General features: G+C 32.2%; 17 protein-coding genes. 9 read left to right on the top strand and 8 right to left on the bottom strand.

What is annotated here, in order from left to right:
- The first annotated feature begins 44 nt into the window (after positions 1-44).
- Genes B2U95_RS11855 through pdeM form a run of 4 tightly spaced genes read left to right on the top strand, consistent with a single transcriptional unit; the run spans position 45 to position 5,754 of the window.
- On the top strand, positions 45-1,070 hold the full coding sequence (locus B2U95_RS11855; protein WP_296316742.1) for a ligase-associated DNA damage response exonuclease: 1,026 nt from the start codon (positions 45-47) through the stop codon (positions 1,068-1,070).
- Complete coding sequence (locus B2U95_RS11860) at positions 1,067-2,656, top strand: ATP-dependent DNA ligase (protein ID WP_296316745.1); 1,590 nt, start codon at positions 1,067-1,069, stop codon at positions 2,654-2,656. The genes B2U95_RS11855 and B2U95_RS11860 overlap by 4 nt, the downstream gene beginning before the upstream one ends.
- A complete protein-coding gene (locus B2U95_RS11865; protein WP_296316746.1) occupies positions 2,653-5,106 on the top strand; it encodes a ligase-associated DNA damage response DEXH box helicase in 2,454 nt (817 codons plus the stop codon). The genes B2U95_RS11860 and B2U95_RS11865 overlap by 4 nt, the downstream gene beginning before the upstream one ends.
- Entirely contained in the window at positions 5,107-5,754 is a 648-nt protein-coding gene (gene pdeM / locus B2U95_RS11870; RefSeq protein ID WP_296316747.1) for a ligase-associated DNA damage response endonuclease PdeM, read from the top strand. It begins immediately after the preceding gene.
- On the opposite strand, the gene B2U95_RS11875 is transcribed toward pdeM, so the two are convergent.
- The 8 genes from B2U95_RS11875 to tsaD all read right to left on the bottom strand — a co-directional run bounded on the left by B2U95_RS11875 (position 5,744) and on the right by tsaD (position 11,767).
- Entirely contained in the window at positions 5,744-6,922 is a 1,179-nt protein-coding gene (locus B2U95_RS11875; RefSeq protein ID WP_296316748.1) for a class I SAM-dependent methyltransferase, read from the bottom strand. The two genes, pdeM and B2U95_RS11875, sit on opposite strands and share 11 nt — an antisense overlap.
- Positions 6,923-6,929: 7 nt before the next feature.
- Positions 6,930-8,018, bottom strand: coding sequence for an AI-2E family transporter (locus tag B2U95_RS11880; protein ID WP_296316749.1), 1,089 nt, complete (start codon positions 8,016-8,018; stop codon positions 6,930-6,932).
- 48 nt (positions 8,019-8,066) lie between these two features.
- A complete protein-coding gene (locus tag B2U95_RS11885; RefSeq protein WP_296316750.1) occupies positions 8,067-8,570 on the bottom strand; it encodes a TrmH family RNA methyltransferase in 504 nt (167 codons plus the stop codon).
- A gap of 14 nt (positions 8,571-8,584) precedes the next feature.
- Positions 8,585-8,794 (bottom strand): hypothetical protein, encoded by a 210-nt coding sequence (locus B2U95_RS11890; RefSeq protein WP_296316751.1) that lies wholly within the window; start codon positions 8,792-8,794, stop codon positions 8,585-8,587.
- A gap of 39 nt (positions 8,795-8,833) precedes the next feature.
- Positions 8,834-9,475, bottom strand: a complete 642-nt coding sequence (locus B2U95_RS11895; RefSeq protein WP_296316752.1) for a DUF4159 domain-containing protein — start codon at positions 9,473-9,475, stop codon at positions 8,834-8,836.
- A gap of 2 nt (positions 9,476-9,477) precedes the next feature.
- Entirely contained in the window at positions 9,478-10,182 is a 705-nt protein-coding gene (locus B2U95_RS11900; protein ID WP_296316753.1) for a 16S rRNA (uracil(1498)-N(3))-methyltransferase, read from the bottom strand.
- Positions 10,183-10,189: 7 nt separating this feature from the next.
- Complete coding sequence (locus B2U95_RS11905) at positions 10,190-10,642, bottom strand: hypothetical protein (protein ID WP_296316754.1); 453 nt, start codon at positions 10,640-10,642, stop codon at positions 10,190-10,192.
- Positions 10,643-10,744: 102 nt separating this feature from the next.
- Complete coding sequence (gene tsaD / locus B2U95_RS11910; protein ID WP_296316755.1) at positions 10,745-11,767, bottom strand: tRNA (adenosine(37)-N6)-threonylcarbamoyltransferase complex transferase subunit TsaD; 1,023 nt, start codon at positions 11,765-11,767, stop codon at positions 10,745-10,747.
- Between the two features lie 163 nt (positions 11,768-11,930).
- On the opposite strand from tsaD, the gene B2U95_RS11915 reads away from it, so the two are divergent.
- The 5 genes from B2U95_RS11915 (at position 11,931) to B2U95_RS11935 (ending at position 19,727) form a co-directional block, all read left to right on the top strand.
- Positions 11,931-16,340, top strand: a complete 4,410-nt coding sequence (locus B2U95_RS11915; protein WP_296316756.1) for a translocation/assembly module TamB domain-containing protein — start codon at positions 11,931-11,933, stop codon at positions 16,338-16,340.
- A gap of 130 nt (positions 16,341-16,470) precedes the next feature.
- Positions 16,471-17,457: a 6-phosphofructokinase gene (gene pfkA / locus B2U95_RS11920; RefSeq protein ID WP_296316757.1), complete on the top strand. Its 987-nt coding sequence runs from the start codon at positions 16,471-16,473 to the stop codon at positions 17,455-17,457.
- A gap of 30 nt (positions 17,458-17,487) precedes the next feature.
- Positions 17,488-18,489 carry a type I glyceraldehyde-3-phosphate dehydrogenase gene (gene gap, locus B2U95_RS11925; protein ID WP_296316758.1) on the top strand — a complete coding sequence of 334 codons (1,002 nt, stop codon included), beginning with the start codon at positions 17,488-17,490 and terminating at the stop codon, positions 18,487-18,489.
- Between the two features lie 79 nt (positions 18,490-18,568).
- Positions 18,569-19,429: an N-acetylglucosamine kinase gene (locus B2U95_RS11930; protein ID WP_296316759.1), complete on the top strand. Its 861-nt coding sequence runs from the start codon at positions 18,569-18,571 to the stop codon at positions 19,427-19,429.
- Between the two features lie 115 nt (positions 19,430-19,544).
- The gene (locus tag B2U95_RS11935) at positions 19,545-19,727 is read left to right on the top strand and encodes a hypothetical protein (RefSeq protein ID WP_296316760.1); all 183 of its coding nucleotides are present in this window, start codon (positions 19,545-19,547) and stop codon (positions 19,725-19,727) included.
- Positions 19,728-19,779 lie beyond the last annotated feature (52 nt).

Genomic DNA, 19,779 nt, shown 5'->3' on the forward strand with positions numbered 1-19,779 from the left:
GTTCTACTTTTTTAATAGCTTGTACAAGCTTCAAAAAAATAAAAATGCAACTCATAAAATTCACTAAAAAAGGAATTTACTGTCCACAAGGTGAATTCTATTTAGACCCCTGGTTTCCTGTTGATTATGCTGTTATTTCTCATGGACATGCAGACCACGCTAGATGGGGAATGAAACATTATTTGTGTCAGCACGATTCTAAAGCAATTTTACAACACAGAATAGGTGCAGATATAAAAATTGAAAGTTTAGGCTATAATGACCCAATAAATATCAATGGCGTAAATGTTAGTTTTTATCCTGCAGGTCATGTTATCGGTTCTGCTCAAATCCGATTAGAACATAAAGGCTTTGTGGTCGTTTTTTCTGGTGATTATAAAACACAACCCGATTTTATAAGTACACCCTTTGAGTCCGTTAAGTGTAATACGTTTATTACAGAAAGCACCTTTGGATTACCCATTTACCATTGGAAATCAGAAAAAGAGCTTCAAAATGAATTACAGCAATGGGTAATTAATAACCAAGCGAATAATCGAACCTCTGTATTTTTAGGTTATTCTTTAGGAAAAGCTCAGCGTTTAATGTCGCTTTTAGAAGGAGCTGACCATATTTATGTACATCGTGCTATTCATAATTTAAACGAAGCGATTTCAAATTCTGGTATTCAACTCCCAGAAACAACATTATTAACCAATGATTTTGATAAGAAAGCACTTCAAAATAAAATAATCATTATGCCACCAGGCCTTTTAGGCTCACGATTATTAAAACGTGTTCCAAATGCAGCGACTGCAATATGTTCTGGTTGGATGCAAATACGTGGTAATAAACGCTGGCAAGCTGTAGATGCAGGTTTTACAGTGAGCGACCATGCCGATTGGAATGGTTTAATTTCAGCAGTTAAAGATTCCGAGGCAGAACAAGTCTATGTAACACATGGTTCGCAAGCCATATTTGCAAAATATTTAAATGAAATCGGTATTAAAGCAGACGAGCTAAAAACAGAGTATGGTGAAGAAGTTATGGCAAAAGCAGAACAAGAATATGAAAAAGTTGTAGCACAATGAAGCAGTTTTCAGAACTTATAAGCACCATAGAAATCACCAATAAAACCAATGCTAAAATTGATGCATTGGTTGATTATTTTAAAACAGCTCCCGAAAAAGATAAACTTTGGTTAATCGCATTATTTACAGGAAAACGACCACCTCGACCAGTAAAAACCACTTTGATGAAACAATGGTGTATGGAAATTACCCAATTGCCAGAATGGTTGTTTTTAGAAAGTTATAGCACAGTTGGTGATTTGGGTGAAACACTCGCATTACTATCACCAAAACCATCATGTCAAATAGATAGGTCTTTAAGTGAATGGATGGCTGAGTTGAAGACTTTAAAACCAAAGGAAGAAGATGAGAAAAAAGCTTATGTTCTTAATGCATGGTCTGGCTTACATCAGCAAGAGCGTCTTATTTTTAACAAACTTATAGGCGGAAGTTTTAGAATTGGTGTATCCAAGAAAACATTAGTAAATGCACTTGCTAAACTCACTGGGATTCATGCCAACCAATTAATGCATAGTATTATTGGTAACTGGGATATTGATTCTATTTCTTTTGAGGATTTAATAAATGGCTCCCATATTAATTATGATAATTCTAAACCTTATCCATTTTCTTTAGCGTATGCTTTAGAAAAAGAATTACTAGAACTAGGTGAACCAAAAGATTGGATGGTCGAGCAAAAATGGGACGGAATTCGTGGACAAATTGTTAAACGGAATAGCGAAATTTATATCTGGTCTCGTGGAGAAGAATTGGTCACACAACAGTTTCCAGAATTGGTAGAGGTGATGTCTAATTTTAAAGATGATTTTGTCATTGATGGTGAAATTTTAGCTATGAAAGATAACACCATTTTATTATTCAACGATTTACAAAAACGTCTCAATCGTAAAAATGTAACAAAGAAATTACTACAAGAAGTACCTGTTGGCTTTTATGCATATGATCTTTTAGAATTTAATAATGAAGATGTACGTGAGAAAACTATGAAAGAAAGGCGTTTAATTTTAGAGCAATTATTTGGTTCAATTATGCTTCCAGAGTATTTAAAGCTATCTTTCATTATAGATTTTGAAAAGTGGGAAGAGCTATACAATGTCAGAGCCAATTCAAGAATGCTAAATAGTGAAGGTTTAATGCTAAAGCAAAAAGCCTCTCCGTATCATACAGGTCGAAAAAAGGGAGATTGGTGGAAATGGAAAGTAGACCCGTTAACTATTGATGTGGTTATGATATATGCTCAAAAGGGTAGTGGTCGTCGCAGTTCTAAATATACCGATTACACCTTTGCTGTTAAAAAAGATGATAAATTGGTAACCGTTGCAAAGGCTTACTCCGGATTAACAGATAAAGAAATTACAGAAATATCTAAATGGGTAAATAAAAATGCCATTGAAAAATTTGGACCAGTACGAACCGTAAAACCCGAATTGGTTTTTGAAATTGCCTTTGAAGGTATTGCGCTTAGTAATAGACATAAATCTGGTGTCGCCCTCCGTTTTCCGAGAATAGTACGTTGGAGAAAAGACAAACCTGCTTCAGAAATTGATACTATAGAAACCGTTAAACAATTAATAACTGCAACTTGAGTAATTTTAGAGACAGTGTTGGCTTACAGTTAATTAATAATTGGATGGCAGAAAAAGGACAAACACCTTTTCCGTTTCAAACCCAAACATGGCAGCGTTATAGTAATGGTTACAGCGGTATGGTGATTGCACCTACAGGTTTTGGTAAAACATTTTCTGTGTTTCTTGGAGTGGTTATCGATTACCTTAATCATCCAGAAAAGTATCCAAAAGGTTTAAAATTATTATGGATTAGTCCATTACGATCTTTAGCAAAAGATTTAGCTAAAGCAATGACCCAAGCTGTAGATGAGATTGGTTTAGATTGGTCGGTACAAGTACGTAATGGCGATACACCAATAAATATTCGTCGTAAGCAAGAACGTTTAATGCCAGATGTATTATTAACGACGCCAGAAACTATGCATCTTTTGTTTTCAATGAAAAAGAATTTGCGTTTTTTTAAAGGAGTAAAGTGTGTAGCGATTGATGAGTGGCATGAATTGTTGGGGAATAAAAGAGGTGTACTCACCGAATTGGCAATTTCTCAGTTGAGACAGTATTCACCTAAACTTCAGATTTGGGGAATAACGGCTACGATTGGTAATTTAGAAGAAGCAAAAGCAGTTTTGTTACCGTATTCCAATTTAAAAGTCACGCAGATAAAGACGAAGGATAAAAAGAACATAGATATTATCTCGGTTTTGCCAAACGAAATAGAAGTTCTGCCTTGGGCAGGACACCTAGGTGGTAAAATGGTGGATAAAATTTTACCAATTATCGAATCAAACACAACAACTTTAATATTCACAAATACAAGAGGTCAAGCGGAATTATGGTATCAGTTACTTTTAAATGCAAATCCAGAATTAGCAGGTTTGTTAGCCATACATCACGGCTCTATAAGCAAAGAACTCAGAAACTGGATTGAAGATAGCATTTCAAGTGGTTATTTAAAAGCTGTGGTTTGTACATCATCATTAGATTTAGGTGTCGATTTTAAACCTGTAGATTGTGTGATTCAAATAGGGTCTGCTAAAGGCATAGCACGTTTTATGCAACGCGCAGGTCGCAGTGGGCATTCTCCTTATGAGCGTTCTAAGATTTACTTTATTCCCACTCATTTATTAGAATTGGTAGAAGTAGCTGCTTTAAAAGAAGCGGTAAAACAAAACCAGATTGAAACGAGAGACCCAATGGTTTTAACGTTTGATGTTTTAGTACAATTTATGGTGACTTGCGCAGTTGGGATAGGGTTTGATTCGGAAAAGTTTTTTCAACAAATACAAGAAACACATGCTTTTAGTTATATAACTGAAGATGAATGGCAATGGTGTTTGCATTTTATAACCAAAGGTGGGAAAACATTGCATTCTTATGAAGAGTTTCATAAAGTTATACTAGATGAGGATGGACTTTATAAAGTAAAAAGCAGGCGCATAAGTATGCTGCATCGTATGAATATTGGTGCTATTGTTAGTGAAGTCAACTTAATGGTAAAGTTCTTATCAGGAGGTTATATTGGTATGATTGAAGAATTCTTTATTTCGAAATTAAAACCTGGAGATAGTTTTATTTTGGCTGGTCGTGTCTTAGAGTTGGTAAAACTTAAAGATATGACTGTTTTGGTAAGAAAAAGTAAAGCTAAAAAAGCGGTTTCACCAAGTTGGATGGGAGGACGCTTACCGTTAACCTCACATTTAAGTCATTTTTTAAGATTGAAATTATCGGATGCTTTAGAGCCAGGACGATTAGAAAAAGAGTTACGATTTCTAAATCCTTTGATTTCGAGACAAGCTGAATATTCTCATATTCCAAAAGCAGACGAATTCTTAATAGAGTTAATTGAAACTAAAGACGGTTACCATGTATTTATGTATCCTTTTGAAGGGAGATTGGTTCATGAGGTCTTTTCAGCATTAATTGCTTATCGCATTAGTAAGCTTAAACCACTTACGTTTACTATAGCAATGAATGATTATGGTTTTGAGTTATTGAGCGATCAGTCAATTCCGATTTCTGAAGCAAATATTACCGAATTATTAAGTAAAGAAAATTTAATGAATGACGTGGTTGCGAGTATAAACGCGTCAGAAATGGCATCACGAAAGTTCAGAGATATTGCTGTTATTGCAGGTTTGGTTGTTCAGTCGCAACCAGGTACTCGGAAAAGCAACAAAAGCTTGCAGTCGTCATCTGGGCTTATATTTAGAGTTTTAGAAGATTACGAACAAGATAATTTATTGCTTCGCCAAGCGTATACAGAAGTTTTTAATCAGCAATTAGAAGAAGTACGATTACAGGCTGCTTTTGAACGTATTTCTAAGAGTAAGATTATTATTAAACATGCAAAATCGTTTACACCATTAAGTTTTCCGCTTAAGGTAGATAGTTTGCGTGGCACTATGAGTAACGAAAATTTAGATAAGCGTATTCAGCGTATAAAAGCACAAACCTTTAAAATTGATTAGATGAATATTGCTGAAGAATTTATAAAAATCAGAAATGAAGAATTGGTTTTAACCAATCAGCGTGCTATATACTGGAAACGAGAGAATGCTCTAATTTTATCAGATTTGCATATTGGAAAAACTGGGCATTTTAAAAAACACGGCATCCCAATGCCAGATGCTATTCTTCAGAAGGATTTAGAACGGCTAGAAGCTCTGACTCTTCACTTTAAAGCTAAATATTTATTCGTTGTTGGTGATTTGTTTCATGCAGAAGCTAACGAGGATATGACCACCTTTAAAAATTGGTTATTGAAGTTTGAATTTTTGAAAATTATACTGATTAAAGGAAATCACGATCGACTTTCAAAAACGATGATGGTAGATTTTAATATTCAAGTTGAAATAGAATTAGAAATAGACCCTTTTTTATTAGTTCATGAGCATCTAGAAATTCATAAAGAAAATTTTACGATTTCTGGACATACTCATCCTGGTGTTTTACTTAAAGGAAAAGGAAGGCAAAGACTAAAATTACCTTGTTATCAGGTGGCTTCAAATCAAATTATTTTGCCAGCTTTTAGTTTATTTACAGGTCTTAATACTAGAGCTCAGCTAAAAGATACGGTTACATATGCCTTTACAGAAACCTCGATTTTTAAGTTTTAGAACACACCAAGATAATTTTCTCATCATTCAAATCAGTTGTAAAAAATAAGTAGATATTACCACCATCTTTAATCCTAAGTTTCTTACGAATATCACCTACTGACAATGTGAAATTACGAGTAGTAACATTTGCTTTTGTAATCTTTTCTTTAGCAAAGGCTTTTTTGTTGAAAGGCAGTCGTTTTTCAATTTTAAACCGTCTTCCTGGAAAGTCAACTAAAAGGTCTGAAGTATATAAATGAGAATGTTTGTGAAGTTTTGATATGTTTAATTCCGAACTAACCGAATTAAATGCGCCAGCTTTTAAAACTACTGAATTTGGTTCGTACAAATAGGTGAGTGGTTGAGTATATTCTGCTACTGATGCAGATTCATTATTATATTGAAAGTTAAAATTTTGAGCAGCCTCCTTTTGAAGGTTGGTTGTTTTAATAGAAACCTCACCAAGATAGTCGCGCTCTAAAATCCAAAGCAATTCTTTAACTTCATTATTTAAAGCTACGATGTGTATGTCTTTAACATGTTTTAAATCCTTTAAAGTAGCTGATAAATCTAATAATGGTGACGTCTTTATCATTACGTTTTTAGCATGCTTTAAAAACAGGCCTTGAAAGGTTTTAATGTTAGGAGTACAATCGAACAGTAAGAAAACTTTTTGTTTGGCATCATCTCGTCTTGATGGATCTATATAAATCCAATCGAATGGTTGGTCAATACACTTTAGTGCATCAATGCCATTCTGATTCAAACATTCAATATTATTAGAGTTTAAAGTTTTGTAATTTTGTTTTACGATTTCTGAGAGTTCAGCATTTATTTCGCAATATGTAATATTTTCAATCTGTTTTGAAAAATAATAGGCATCAATTCCGAATCCGCCAGTAAGATCTATTAACGATTTTCCTGAAGTTAGATGAGCTTTGTGTTTTGCAGTAATTTCAGATGAGGTTTGTTCTATATTTAGCTTATTTGGATAGTAAATATTTTTAGTATTAAACCAAGTTGGTAACTTGTTTTCAGAACGTTTTTTAGACTCAATTTGTTCTATAATTAACTTAGAATCTAAATGTCCAAAGGGCATACCCTTAAACAGTAAACTAGAAATATCTGATTTTAAATTTGAATTTATAAACTTCTGAATTTCAATATGTAGTAGGTCTAAGTTCAAACTAATTTTACAAACCTTTTGTGAGTTTTTGTACAAAATTATATTCAGATAAAAATTCTTTCAGAATCACTTTTATAGCGGTGTAAGTTGGTATAGCTATAATCATGCCCACAATACCGAATAATATTCCTGAGATAATAATAATTAAGAAAATTTCTAAAGGATGTGATTTTACACTTTTAGAAAAGATATAGGGTTGGCTAAAGAAATTATCGACCAATTGTGCTACCACAAAACCTATCATTACATACGTGGTTTTTGGTAAAATAACTTGGCTAAAACTTTCACCTAAATTACTAGACATACTTAATAATAACATTAAAAAACCACTAACTAAAGGACCTACGTAAGGTACTAAATTTAGTAGTGCGCATAAAAAGGCAATGACGACTGCATTATCAATATCGAAAATGAGAAGTACTATAGTGTAAATTATAAATAGAATAAGAATTTGAAAAATAAGCCCAACAAAATAACGAGAGAGTAAATCTTTAATTTTAGTGAAAGACCGTTTTGTGCCTGTTTCTTTTCCTGTTGGAATAAAGGTCATAATTCCATCTTCAAATAACTTGCTGTCTTTTAAAAAGAAGAATGAAATAAATAACACTGAAAATAAGCCTATACTAAAACTACCAAGTCCGCTTATAAAACTATTGAGAAAGTTAGGGATAACGGCAAAATCTAATTTTGAAAGTAAGTTAGAGTCTTTAAGAGATTGCTCTACATCGATATTCTGAAATTCAAAATAAGTCACAATTTGGTTGTATAAATCTTCAACATTTGTTTGCAACTGTTCAATATTAAGCAATGCTAAATTCTGACCTTGTTCTGCAACAAGCGGAATAAACATAACTACTAAACCTATCAGTACACCAATGAGCAAAACCATTGTTGTAACTACTGCAATTGTGTTATTAAATTTTAATTTTCGTCTTAGAAATAATATAATTGGGCGACCGATTAATGAAATTACCGCAGCAACAGCGATGTAAACAATTACGGATTGAATCTTGTAAAAAAAGAAGACAACCAAAATAATGGCTAATAGAATGCCAAGTGCTCTTAAAATACCGTTTGCAATAATTTTTGAGTTCATCTCAATTAATTTAATCAAAGATGCTGAAATAAATTCAGCACCACAAATTTAAGAATTTAGTTGTTTAGTAAGCTCGTAGAGCGCAATACTTGTAGCTTGCACAACATTCATACTACTATTATTACCATACATGTTAATCTGAACAGTGGCATCACATTGTTTGAGGAGTGTTTCTGAAACGCCAAAATTTTCATCTCCAAGGATTAAAGTTATGGGTTGTTTGGTTTTTAGTTCAAATTCGCTAAGATTTGTACTCGTCTCGGTAATCTCTAAAGCGATTACATAATTGCCTCTAGATTTTAATTCATCTACGACCGTATTAATATCGGTTTCAAATCTATGGTCAATGTAGTTTTCTGTAGATCGCGATGTTTTAGTCATTCGTTTTCCTAATGTCACATTTTCTCCGCAAAAAACAACTTCTTCGATGCCGAAAGCATCTGCTATTCTAAACAAACTACCAATATTTGGCGCATTGGTAATGTTATCACAGACTAAAGTGATTGAGTGTTTTTGTTGTTTGAAATTCCTATTTTGGTGGGTTAATTGCAATATATTCAGTTTATTTAGAGTTCAAAATGAGAAGGAGTTCCACATTGATAAATAGTATGATACGAGTGTCCGAAACAGCAAGTTATTCCTGTAGGACAGTTTTCGTGAAACGATGAAATACCTGTTGTGTAAGTGTGACTATTTATTGAACCCATAGATTGAAATGTAAATGCTATCACTAAGACTAACGCAAAGATCTTATCTTTAATTAAAAATTTCTTCATGTCTATATTTAGTCTTTATTCTTGGTTCTTTTGTCTGTTTTAATTCTCAAAAGCATATTTAATAATATTTGCTCCCATTTTTAGCGCTTTTTCTCTAACATCTTCTGGGTCACTATGTACTTCTTGGTCTTCCCAACCATCACCTAAATCACTTTCAAAAGTAAATAACAACACCAATCTGCTTTCGTGAAAAATACCGAAAGCTTGTGGTGCTTTACCATCATGCTCATGTATTTTAGGTAAACCTAGAGGGAAGCTGTAAGCCGTACTAAAAATCTTATGGTCTTTTGGGATTTCTATTAATTCGCTATTTGGGAATATTTTCTTTAACTCTTTTGTAATGTAAGGTTCCATTCCATAATTATCATCTATGTGAAGAAATCCGCCAGAGATTAAATAATTTCTTAAATTTTCTGAATCGTCATCGCTAAAAAAGACATTGCCATGACCTGTCATATGTAATAATGGAAATTGAAAAATATCCGTGCTACCAGCTTCTACTGTTTGAATATTCTCATTAATATTAGTGTTAATGTTATCATTGCAATATTTTACCAAATTTGGTAAAGCGGTTGGATTACCATACCAATCACCACCACCTTTATACTTTAGTACTGCGACATCTTGAGATAGAAGTATTAAAGAAAAAAGCGAAAAGAAAAGAGAAAAAAATAGTTTCATAGTTATTCATTTATAAAAGCGACTGAATGACAAGCTACAATAGCAGCAGTTTCAGTGCGTAATCTCGTCTCACCCAAAGTTACAGGAATAAAATTATGATGCAAAGCCATTTCGATTTCTTTAACGCTAAAATCACCTTCGGGTCCAATTAATATGAGGCAATCTTCATTTTCAATCAGTTGTGATTTAAGTGATTTTTTATCTGTTTCTTCACAATGTGCAATAAATTTTTTATTATAATAGTTTTGATTTACAAAATCCTTAAAAGCTCTTGGCTCATTAAGTTTTGGTAAGTAGCAGTGCAGTGATTGCTTCATTGCAGATTGTATAATTTTATTGAAGCGTTCTAATTTTAGAACTTTTCGCTCACTATGATCGCAGATTATTGGTGTTATTTCTTCAATCCCAATTTCAGTAGCTTTCTCTAAAAACCACTCATAGCGATCATTCATTTTGGTTGGTGCGACTACTAAGTGTAAATTGTAGTTGCGTTTAGGTTTCAAAGTTTTAGACGTAATATTTACTGAACAATTCTTAATGCCTGCTAAGCTTAACTCAGCTTCAAATAGCCAACCTTTACCATTGGTAATGTGTAATTGGTCACCAACGTTTTTACGAAGTACTTTTACGATGTGTCGACTTTCTTCTTTGTCAAAGTTAAAAGTAGAATCGTTTTCTGAAATGTTGGGATTGTAAAATAGTTGCATTTGAAGCTTAGTTTTTCCTGGTAAAATGTTTTGCTGTACTTAGTATTATATTCAAAATAAATAACAATTGCGATACTATAAATACGATCACTAAAATCGTTATAAATAAATTTAGTTTTGAAGTTTCATCAAATAAAAGGAATTTAGATTCTATTACCCTGTCCAAAAGAAAATACCCGATAAAATATATAGGTATTAAACCCAAAGTTAATAAAGTATGGGTTTCTTTTAGAAAAACAATTATTTGTATTTTATCAATGCTGAAAAGCCAATATATAAAACCAATTAACGCGAAATAGATTGCTAATGATTCTGAGAGGGCATAATTTTTAATCACATAATAAGTATCATGAATATTTATATCTATAACTGCGTCATCACTATTAAAAAAATAAAGCACTAATAGGATAAAAAATAGCGAAGCAAACCAATAATAAAAGTAAACTTTTAATGTCTTCATTTTTATATGATTTTTCTCGATTTGGGTTTTCAGTAAAAAACTAAATTTTAAGATACAATTGAGATGAAGTTTTTATAAGGATGTTAACCAGTATTTTAACAATTATATCTTCAATCGTGAAGTAGCCATGACATCAAAATCTGAAAAATCTTTTTCTAAATACTTTAAATAACCAACAATAGCTATCATTGCAGCATTATCTGTGGTGTATTCAAATTTAGGAATATAACTTGTCCAGCCAAATTTTTGTTCAGCATCTTTTAGTGCTTTTCTAATACCAGAATTAGCAGAAACTCCACCACCAATTGCAATATGAGTAATCCCAGTTTGTTTTACGGCTAACTTTAGTTTATCCATTAAAATACCAATGACTGTATATTGTATAGATGCACAGATGTCATTAAGATTTTCTGTAATAAAATTTGTATTGGCTTTAACTTCGCGTTGTACAAAATATAAAATAGATGTTTTAAGTCCAGAAAAACTAAAATTAAGACCTGCTACTTTTGGCTTAGTGAATTTGTAAGCCTTCGGATTTCCAAGTTGAGCACGTCTGTCTATTTCAGGACCAGCAGGATAACCAAGTCCTAAGACTTTTCCGCTTTTATCATAAGCTTCACCAACAGCATCATCAATAGTTTCGCCTAAGACTTCCATTTCAAAATAATTAGAAACTTTTACAATTTGCGTATGTCCGCCAGAAATAGTCATCGCTAAAAACGGAAAAATAGGTTTTGAGTGATTTTCTTCGTCAATAAAGTGGGCTAAAATATGACCTTGCATGTGGTTAACATCTATTAGCGGAATGTGTAACCCGTAAGCCAAAGATTTTGCAAAAGAAGTACCTACTAATAAAGAACCCATTAAGCCAGGTCCGCGTGTAAAAGCTACGGCACTTAATTGATTTTTAGAAATACCTGCTTTTTTTAGTGCTTGGTCTACAACAGGTACTATGTTTTGTTGGTGCGCTCTAGAGGCTAATTCTGGTACCACACCACCATATTCTGCATGTATTTTTTGGACTGCAACAACATTGCTTAAAATTCTGTCGTTACATAATACAGAGGCAGATGTGTCATCGCATGAGGACTCAATACCAAGGATATAAATATTTTCTTTTTCCATAGTCGATATTAGGTACAATAATTGTTAATTTTACCCATAATAGTCTAATGCTGTATTTAACAACGTATTGTATGGACAAAGGTAATAAAGATTTCATCTATTAAAACTCATAATTTCTATCAAACGGATACTCAAAATAGTAGGAAAGATTACAGCAATATTATTGCTATTATTTCTTATTTTATTTTTGGTACTTTCGATTCCGGCAGTTCAGACTAAGCTCGGTAAATACACTACAAGTATATTAAACAGGAATTTTAAGACAGACATTAATATTGGTAAAGTTGGTCTTCAGTTAAATGGTGATATAGAGTTAAAAAAAATTCTTATAAGAGATTATAAAAGAGATACCCTGATAAGTATAGGTGAGTTGAATAGCTCAATTGTTAGTTTTAAAAACCTATATAATAGTAAACTCAATTTTGGGGATATTGATATTCACAATGTGGTTTTCAATTTAAAAACATATAAAGGCGAGGTAGATACAAATCTAGATGTCTTTGTGGCTAAATTTGATGATGATAATCCGAGAGAAGGTCCAAGTGAGTTTTTGTTTTCATCGAGTGATGTTTCTATAGAAGACGGTATATTCAGACTTATTGATGAGAATAAAGAAATACCTCAGGTATTTGAGTTTAGCGATCTAAATGCGAATACAACTAATTTTTTAATTAATGGCCCGGAGGTTAATTGTCGAATAAATAAATTCAGCTTTAAAGATAGTAGAGGTATTGCTGTTAAAAATTTAATGGCAAATTTCGAATACGCTTTAGATCACATGAATTTTGGAGATTTAAATTTAAAAACGCAAGGCTCTGAGTTAAAAGGTGATCTACGCTTTGGTTACCAACGCGAAGATTTAAAGGATTTTACAGATAAAGTTAATGTAACGGCAAGTTTTAAGGATTCGGAAATTTCGCTAACCGAGCTTAATGTATTTTTTGATGAATTTGGCATAAACCAAAGAGCTACGCTAAATACAGATTTATCAGGAACCTTAAATAATTTAACAGCTACAAACTTAAATGTAAGTACAACAAGGAATACAAGAATTATAGGTGATATAACTTTTAAGAATTTGTTTAGTACCGACGAAGATAGTTTTGCTCTAAAGGGAAAATTCAATAATTTAGCATCTAACTATAATGATTTAACAGCGCTACTACCTAATATTCTTGGAAAGTCAATACCAACTGTCTTTTCTAAAGTTGGAAATTTTAGAATAACAGGAAACTCATACATTACAGCAAAGCGCATAGAAGCGAGAATAAGAATAGATACAGATTTAGGATTAATTAATTCGGACTTAGAGTTAACTAATATTGATGATATTGATAATGCTAATTACGTTGGTAATGTTGTTTTTAATGATTTTGATATTGGGACACTAATTAATGATCCGTTGGTTAAAAATGTATCTGCAAATGTAGACGTCGATGGAAAAGGGTTTACACTAGATAATTTAAGAACCGATATTAAAGGTGAAATTTTTAATTTAGATTATAATGGTTATGTATACCAAGACATTAATCTATCTGGTGATTTAGGAAATAAAATTTATAATGGTATTCTTAAAGCAAATGATCCAAATCTTAAGGTAGACTTTAACGGACTGTTGGATTTTTCTAAAGAAATAAGCACATTCGATTTTAAAGCGAACGTAGACTATGCTAATTTAAGAGTATTAAATTTTGTTATTAGAGACAGTTTATCGGAATTTAAAGGTTTAGTGAATATGGCTGTAAAAGGCTCTAGTTACGACAATGTTAGCGGTGCCATAAACATTAAAAACACAACATATAAAAATCAGGATGGTGATTATAATTTTCAAGATTTTGATATTGTCTCATTTTTTAAGGACGGAGAAAGAAATATTTCTGTTAACTCGCCAGATATTATAAACGGTACTGTTTCTGGTAAGTTTAAATATAGGGATATCTTAAAACTTATAGAGAATTCCGTTGGTAGTATATACACTAACTATATACCAAATGAAGTTGATGAGGAGCAATATCTCGATTTTAAATTCAATATTTATTCTAAAATAGCAGCTGTATTTTTTAAAGATTTAACGCTAGGTAAAAACACGTTTATAGAAGGTAGAATAGAGACTGATGAGAAAGGCTTTAACCTTAGATTTAACTCACCCGAAATTAAGTTTGAAGATTACTTCGCTAACAATATTAACTTAAGCGTAGATAACAGCAACCCTTTATTTAATACGTTTATAGAAATAGATAGTCTTAGTGCAGGTATTTATAATGCTTCTGATTTTAGTCTTATTAATGTTACTAAACGAGATACCTTGCTAATAAAATCAGAATTTAAGGGTGGTAAAAATAATGCTGATAATTTTAACCTTAATTTATTTTACACCATAGATAAAACTAATAAATCTGTTGTAGGTTTTAGAAAATCTGATGTAACCTTTAAAGGCTACGATTGGTTTATAAACTCTAAAAAGGATACGCTCAATAAAATACGTTTTGATAGAGGTTTTAAATCCATTGAAGTTTTTCCTATTAAGATAAATCAAGGCAATGAAGAAATATTATTATCAGGTACGGTTGAGGGAGAGTCTAATAAAAACATAAATATAGACTTTAAGGAGGTTCAGTTAGTTAAAATTACGCCACGTATAGATAGTTTAGCGCTAAAAGGTATTGTTAACGGTAAGTTAGATTTACGTCAAACAAACGGTGTTTACCTTCCGAAATCAGATGTAGTGGTGAGCAATTTATTTGTAAATGATTATGATTTAGGGGAGTTAACAGCTAAGGTAGAAGGCAACAATTCTATTACAAATTATAAAGTAGATGTGTCTCTTGTAAATGATAATTTAACATCGTTAGCTGCAAATGGAACTATAGATATAGCAGAAAACAATCCTAAGATTAACCTTAATGTAGATTTTGAAGAGTTTTTATTAGATCCACTAAACCCTTTGGGAGAAGGTGTAATTAATAACATTAGAGGTTTAGTATCTGGTAATGCTAAAGTTACAGGTAGTCTCCAAAAACCAAGTATAAATGGTGAATTGTTATTAGATAGAGCTGGCCTTTCTATACCATATCTTAATGTAGACTATGGTTTTGACTTTGATTCTAAAGTTACTCTAAAAGGACAACGCTTTATTTTTAATAACGTTGCAATGACAGATTCTAAATTTTTCTCACAAGGTAATTTGAATGGTTTTATAGAACATGATAATTTTTCTGATTGGAAACTAGGACTAGAGTTAACTACAGACCGCTTATTGGTTTTAAATACTGAAGAGTCTGAAGACGCCTTGTATTACGGTGATGGTTTTGTGAGTGGTTCTGCTGAAATAAAAGGACCTACCGATCAGTTAGTTATAGATTTTGATGGCAGTACTGCAGATGGTACAGTGTTTAATATTCCATTAAATGATTCAGAAAGTTTTGGTGATAATTCTTTTATTCACTTTTTAAGTCCAGAAGAAAAATTAGCTAGAGTTAATGGCAAAATTTCGGAGCAAATTAAAGTTAAAGGTTTAGAATTGAAATTTGATCTTAATGTAAAGCAAAATGCAACTATAGAAATTGTAATAGATAAAGAAGCCGGTAGCACCATAAAAGGAAAAGGGGAAGGGAATTTAGTGTTTTTAATAAATACAAACGGAACTTTTAATATGTGGGGAGATTTTACAGTATTCGAAGGGTTTTATAATTTTAAATATGGCGGCTTAGTAGAAAAGAAGTTTAATGTAGAGGAAGGTGATATCGTTTGGGAAGGTGATCCTATGAAAGCAGCGATTAACTTAAAAGCGATATATAAAGGTTCAGCAAACCCATCTGTATTATTAGACAATCCAATAAGTCAATCTATAGATGTTGAAGTAGAAATAGGTCTTACAGGTCAACTAGAACAACCAGTACCTGAGTTTAACTTTAGATTCCCAGGCGTAAGCTCTACAGTAAAGTCTGAATTAGATTACAGACTATCATCGAAAGAAGAGCGAGAGAATCAAGCTTTGATATTTTTGATGACAGGTGGCTTTTCTGACGGAGTTAGAGGTGCCAATTTTACAGGCACCATATCAGAACGATTATCTGGTATCATTAATAATTTATTTGGTGGTAGTAATGGTAATTTAGATATAGGTTTCGATTTTGAATTAGGTCAAGACACGCCAGAGCTACAAACCAATAATCGTTTTGGCGTAACGCTTCAAACAAAAATTAGCGATAAAATTTTAGTTAACGGTAAGGTTGGTGTACCATTTGGAAGCGCTCAGCAAACTACAATTACTGGTGATGTGCAAATAGATTGGTTATTAAACGATGACGGTACTTTAAGAGCTAAGGTGTTTAATAGAGAAAATACTATTAGAAATTTTGGTGAAGAAATAGGATTTACTCAAGGTATTGGCTTGTCTTATAGTGTAGATTTTAATACATTTAAAGAGCTAGTAGATATTATATTTACTGGTAAAAATAAAAAGAGAAAAAAGGATAAAAAAGAAGAAAAAAATAATAAGGAGGATTCGGAAATGATGCCAAATTTTATTGAAATGAAAAAGAAGAACACGAAAACGAAGTCTGAAGATTAGATATTCTCAATCTTTTGCAAAATACTTATTAACGAAAACGTTTGAATTTTAAATGCAGTGATTATTTTATGAAAATAGTCACTTTTTTTTTTGTTTAGTTCCTTAATTTTACTGTAAACAAATAAGATACATGTCTGATACAATCAAAAAAATAGGAGTTATGACGTCTGGTGGTGATTCTCCAGGTATGAATGCAGCTATCAGATCTGTTGTTAGAGCATGCGCTTATCATAACATAGAATGCTTCGGAATTTACCGTGGTTATGAAGGAATGATTGAAGGTGATTTCATAAAAATGGATGCACGTAGCGTAAAAGGAATCATTAACAAAGGCGGTACAATTTTAAAAACAGCAAGATCTAAAGAGTTTAGAACAAAAGAAGGTAGAGTTAAAGCTCATGAGCAGTTAACAAAAGCTGGTATTGAAGCTTTTGTTGTTATTGGTGGTGATGGTAGTTTTACTGGTGCTATGATTTTTAATCAAGAATTTAATTTCCCGGTAATGGGAATTCCTGGAACCATAGATAACGATATTTTTGGCACAACACATACATTAGGCTACGATACAGCTTTAAACACTGTTGTAGAAGTTATAGATAAAATTAGAGATACAGCGAGTTCTCACAACAGACTGTTTTTTATCGAGGTTATGGGGCGCGATGTTGGTCATATAGCCTTAAATGTTGGTATTGGCGCTGGTGCAGAAGAAATTCTTATACCAGAAGAAGATTTAGGTTTAGATCGCTTATTAGAATCATTGCGTCGAAGTAAACAATCTGGTAAATCATCTAGTATTGTTGTTGTTGCAGAAGGCGACAAAATAGGTAAAAGTGTTTTTGAACTCAAGGATTATGTTGATGAAAACATGTCTGAGTATGAGGTAAGAGTTTCGGTTCTTGGTCATCTACAACGTGGAGGTTCACCATCTTGTTTCGATAGAGTTTTAGCTAGTAGAATGGGAGTAAAAGCCGTTGAAAGTCTTTTAGAGGGTGAAAGTAATTTTATGGTAGGCCTTAAGAATGATATGATTCAGCTGACACCATTCGATCAAGCAGTAAAAGGAAAATCAAAAATAAATATGGAACTTCTTAGAGTTTCAGATATAATGTCAGTTTAATAACAATAGATAAAATTAATTAATAGTAATATGTCAGATTTAAAATTAGGTATTAACGGATTCGGAAGAATAGGAAGAATAGTATTCAGAGCAACAGTAAAAAGAGATGATGTTGATGTCGTTGCAATCAATGATTTATTAGATGTAGAGCATTTAGCTTATCTTTTAAAATATGATTCTGTTCATGGAAGATTTGACGGAACAGTAGAAGTTAAAGATGGTCACTTAGTTGTAGACGGAAAGACAATTAGAGTTACAGCAGAAAGAGATCCTAAGAATCTAAAGTGGGACGAAGCAGGTGCTGAGGTAGTAGCTGAGTGTACAGGTATATTTACAACTTTAGAAACTGCACAATTTCATATAGATGGTGGTGCTAAAAAAGTAGTAATTTCTGCACCAAGTAAAGATGCACCTATGTTTGTAATGGGTGTTAACGATGATACCCTAACTGCAGATCATACTATAGTTTCTAATGCATCTTGTACGACTAACTGTCTAGCACCTTTAGCTAAAGTTATTGAGGATAATTTTGGAATTGAAGAGGCTTTAATGACAACAATTCATGCTGCAACTTCTACACAATTTACTGTAGATGCACCTTCACGTAAAAATTACCGTTTAGGTCGTTCAGCTATTGTAAATATTATTCCATCGTCAACTGGTGCTGCAAAAGCGGTAGGAAAAGTAATTCCTGAATTAGACGGAAAATTAACTGGTATGGCCTTTAGAGTACCAACTGCCGATGTATCTGTGGTAGATTTAACTGTTAAAACAAAATCTGACACCTCTTTAGAAGAAATTAAAGCAGCAATGAAGAAAGCAGCTAATGGTTCTATGGCAGGTGTTTTAGGTTATACTGAAGATGCAGTTGTATCGCAAGATTTTGTTAGCGAAGAAAGAACAAGTGTATTTGATGCTGATGCATCGATTGAGTTGAATTCTAAATTCTTTAAATTAATATCTTGGTACGATAACGAATTTGGATATTCTAACAAACTTGTAGATTTAGCTCAAAAGGTGAATAACCTTTAAGAAAAAATAATATTAATTATGAAACTCCGTAGGGTTATGATTTTTCATTTTCTACGGATTTTTTTTTATAACATATAATATGATTTTAATAACAGACGGAGGTTCAACAAAATGTGACTGGATAGCTATTGCTAAAAGTGGTGAAAAAGCAGCTGATAAGATTAGGACCAAAGGTTTGAATCCAGCAATAATTGGTGAAAAAAAGTTAAGGAAAACCATAAGAAAGAGTAAAGAATTAATGGCTATTGCCAATGAAGTAACTCATGTGTTTTTCTATGGTGCAGGTTGCGGAACTGAAAAGCCAACACTTTTATTAAAATCTATACTAGAAACATATTTCCCTAAGGCGTTTGTAGAAGTAAGAGAAGATACATATGCTGCTGTAAGAGCATGTATAAATCAGAATGACGAATCTGCAGTAGTTTGTATTTTAGGCACAGGTTCTAACTGTAGTTATTATGACGGTAAGAATTTGCATCAACGTGTAGATAGCCTTGGATATACATTAATGGATGATGCTAGTGGGAATTATTTTGGTAAGCAACTCATTAGAGATTACTATTTTAATAAAATGCCAGATACTATAAAAATTGCTTTTGCTCATAAGCATAACTTAGATTCAGATTTTATTAAATATAATTTATATAAACAGGTTAATCCAAGTGCTTATTTAGCGAGTCATGCCGAATTTATGTTTATTAATAAAGATTCAGATTATATTAAAGAATTAATAAAACGAGGTATACGCTTATTTTCAGAAAACATGATTCTTCAATTTAAAGAAGAATTAAAAACCTGCCCAGTTCATTTTGCAGGTTCTATAGCATTTTTCGCTCAGGAAGAAATTAAAGAAGTTGCTAAAGAATTTGGGTTTACCGTAGGTAATTTTGAAAGAAGACCTATTGAAGGCTTGGTGAATTACCATATTAATAACTTATAGTAGGGTTATAGCCTTAAGTTTTTTAATAAGCTGTTAATAAATCTATATGTAGCTATTGTAAAACTTATTAATTGGTTATATCTTTGTACTATCTATAAGAAAAATTAAAAAAGTTATGTTCGAGTTTGATCAGTATTTAGGATTTTTAGCATTTTTAACGATATTAACAATAGGATTTTGGTTAATGATATTCCTTTTAACCTTTGTTATTCCTTATTGGGTTACTGGTTCAGCTATAGAACGTTTTAAAGAAATTAGAGAAGAGAAGAAAGCAAAGCGTGCTGATTCATCAAACTAGTTTTAATAGTATATATAAAGAAAAGGAGCGCTATTGCGCTCCTTTTTTATTT

The organism is Winogradskyella sp. UBA3174, assembly GCF_002364335.1.
Lineage (GTDB): Bacteria > Bacteroidota > Bacteroidia > Flavobacteriales > Flavobacteriaceae > Winogradskyella.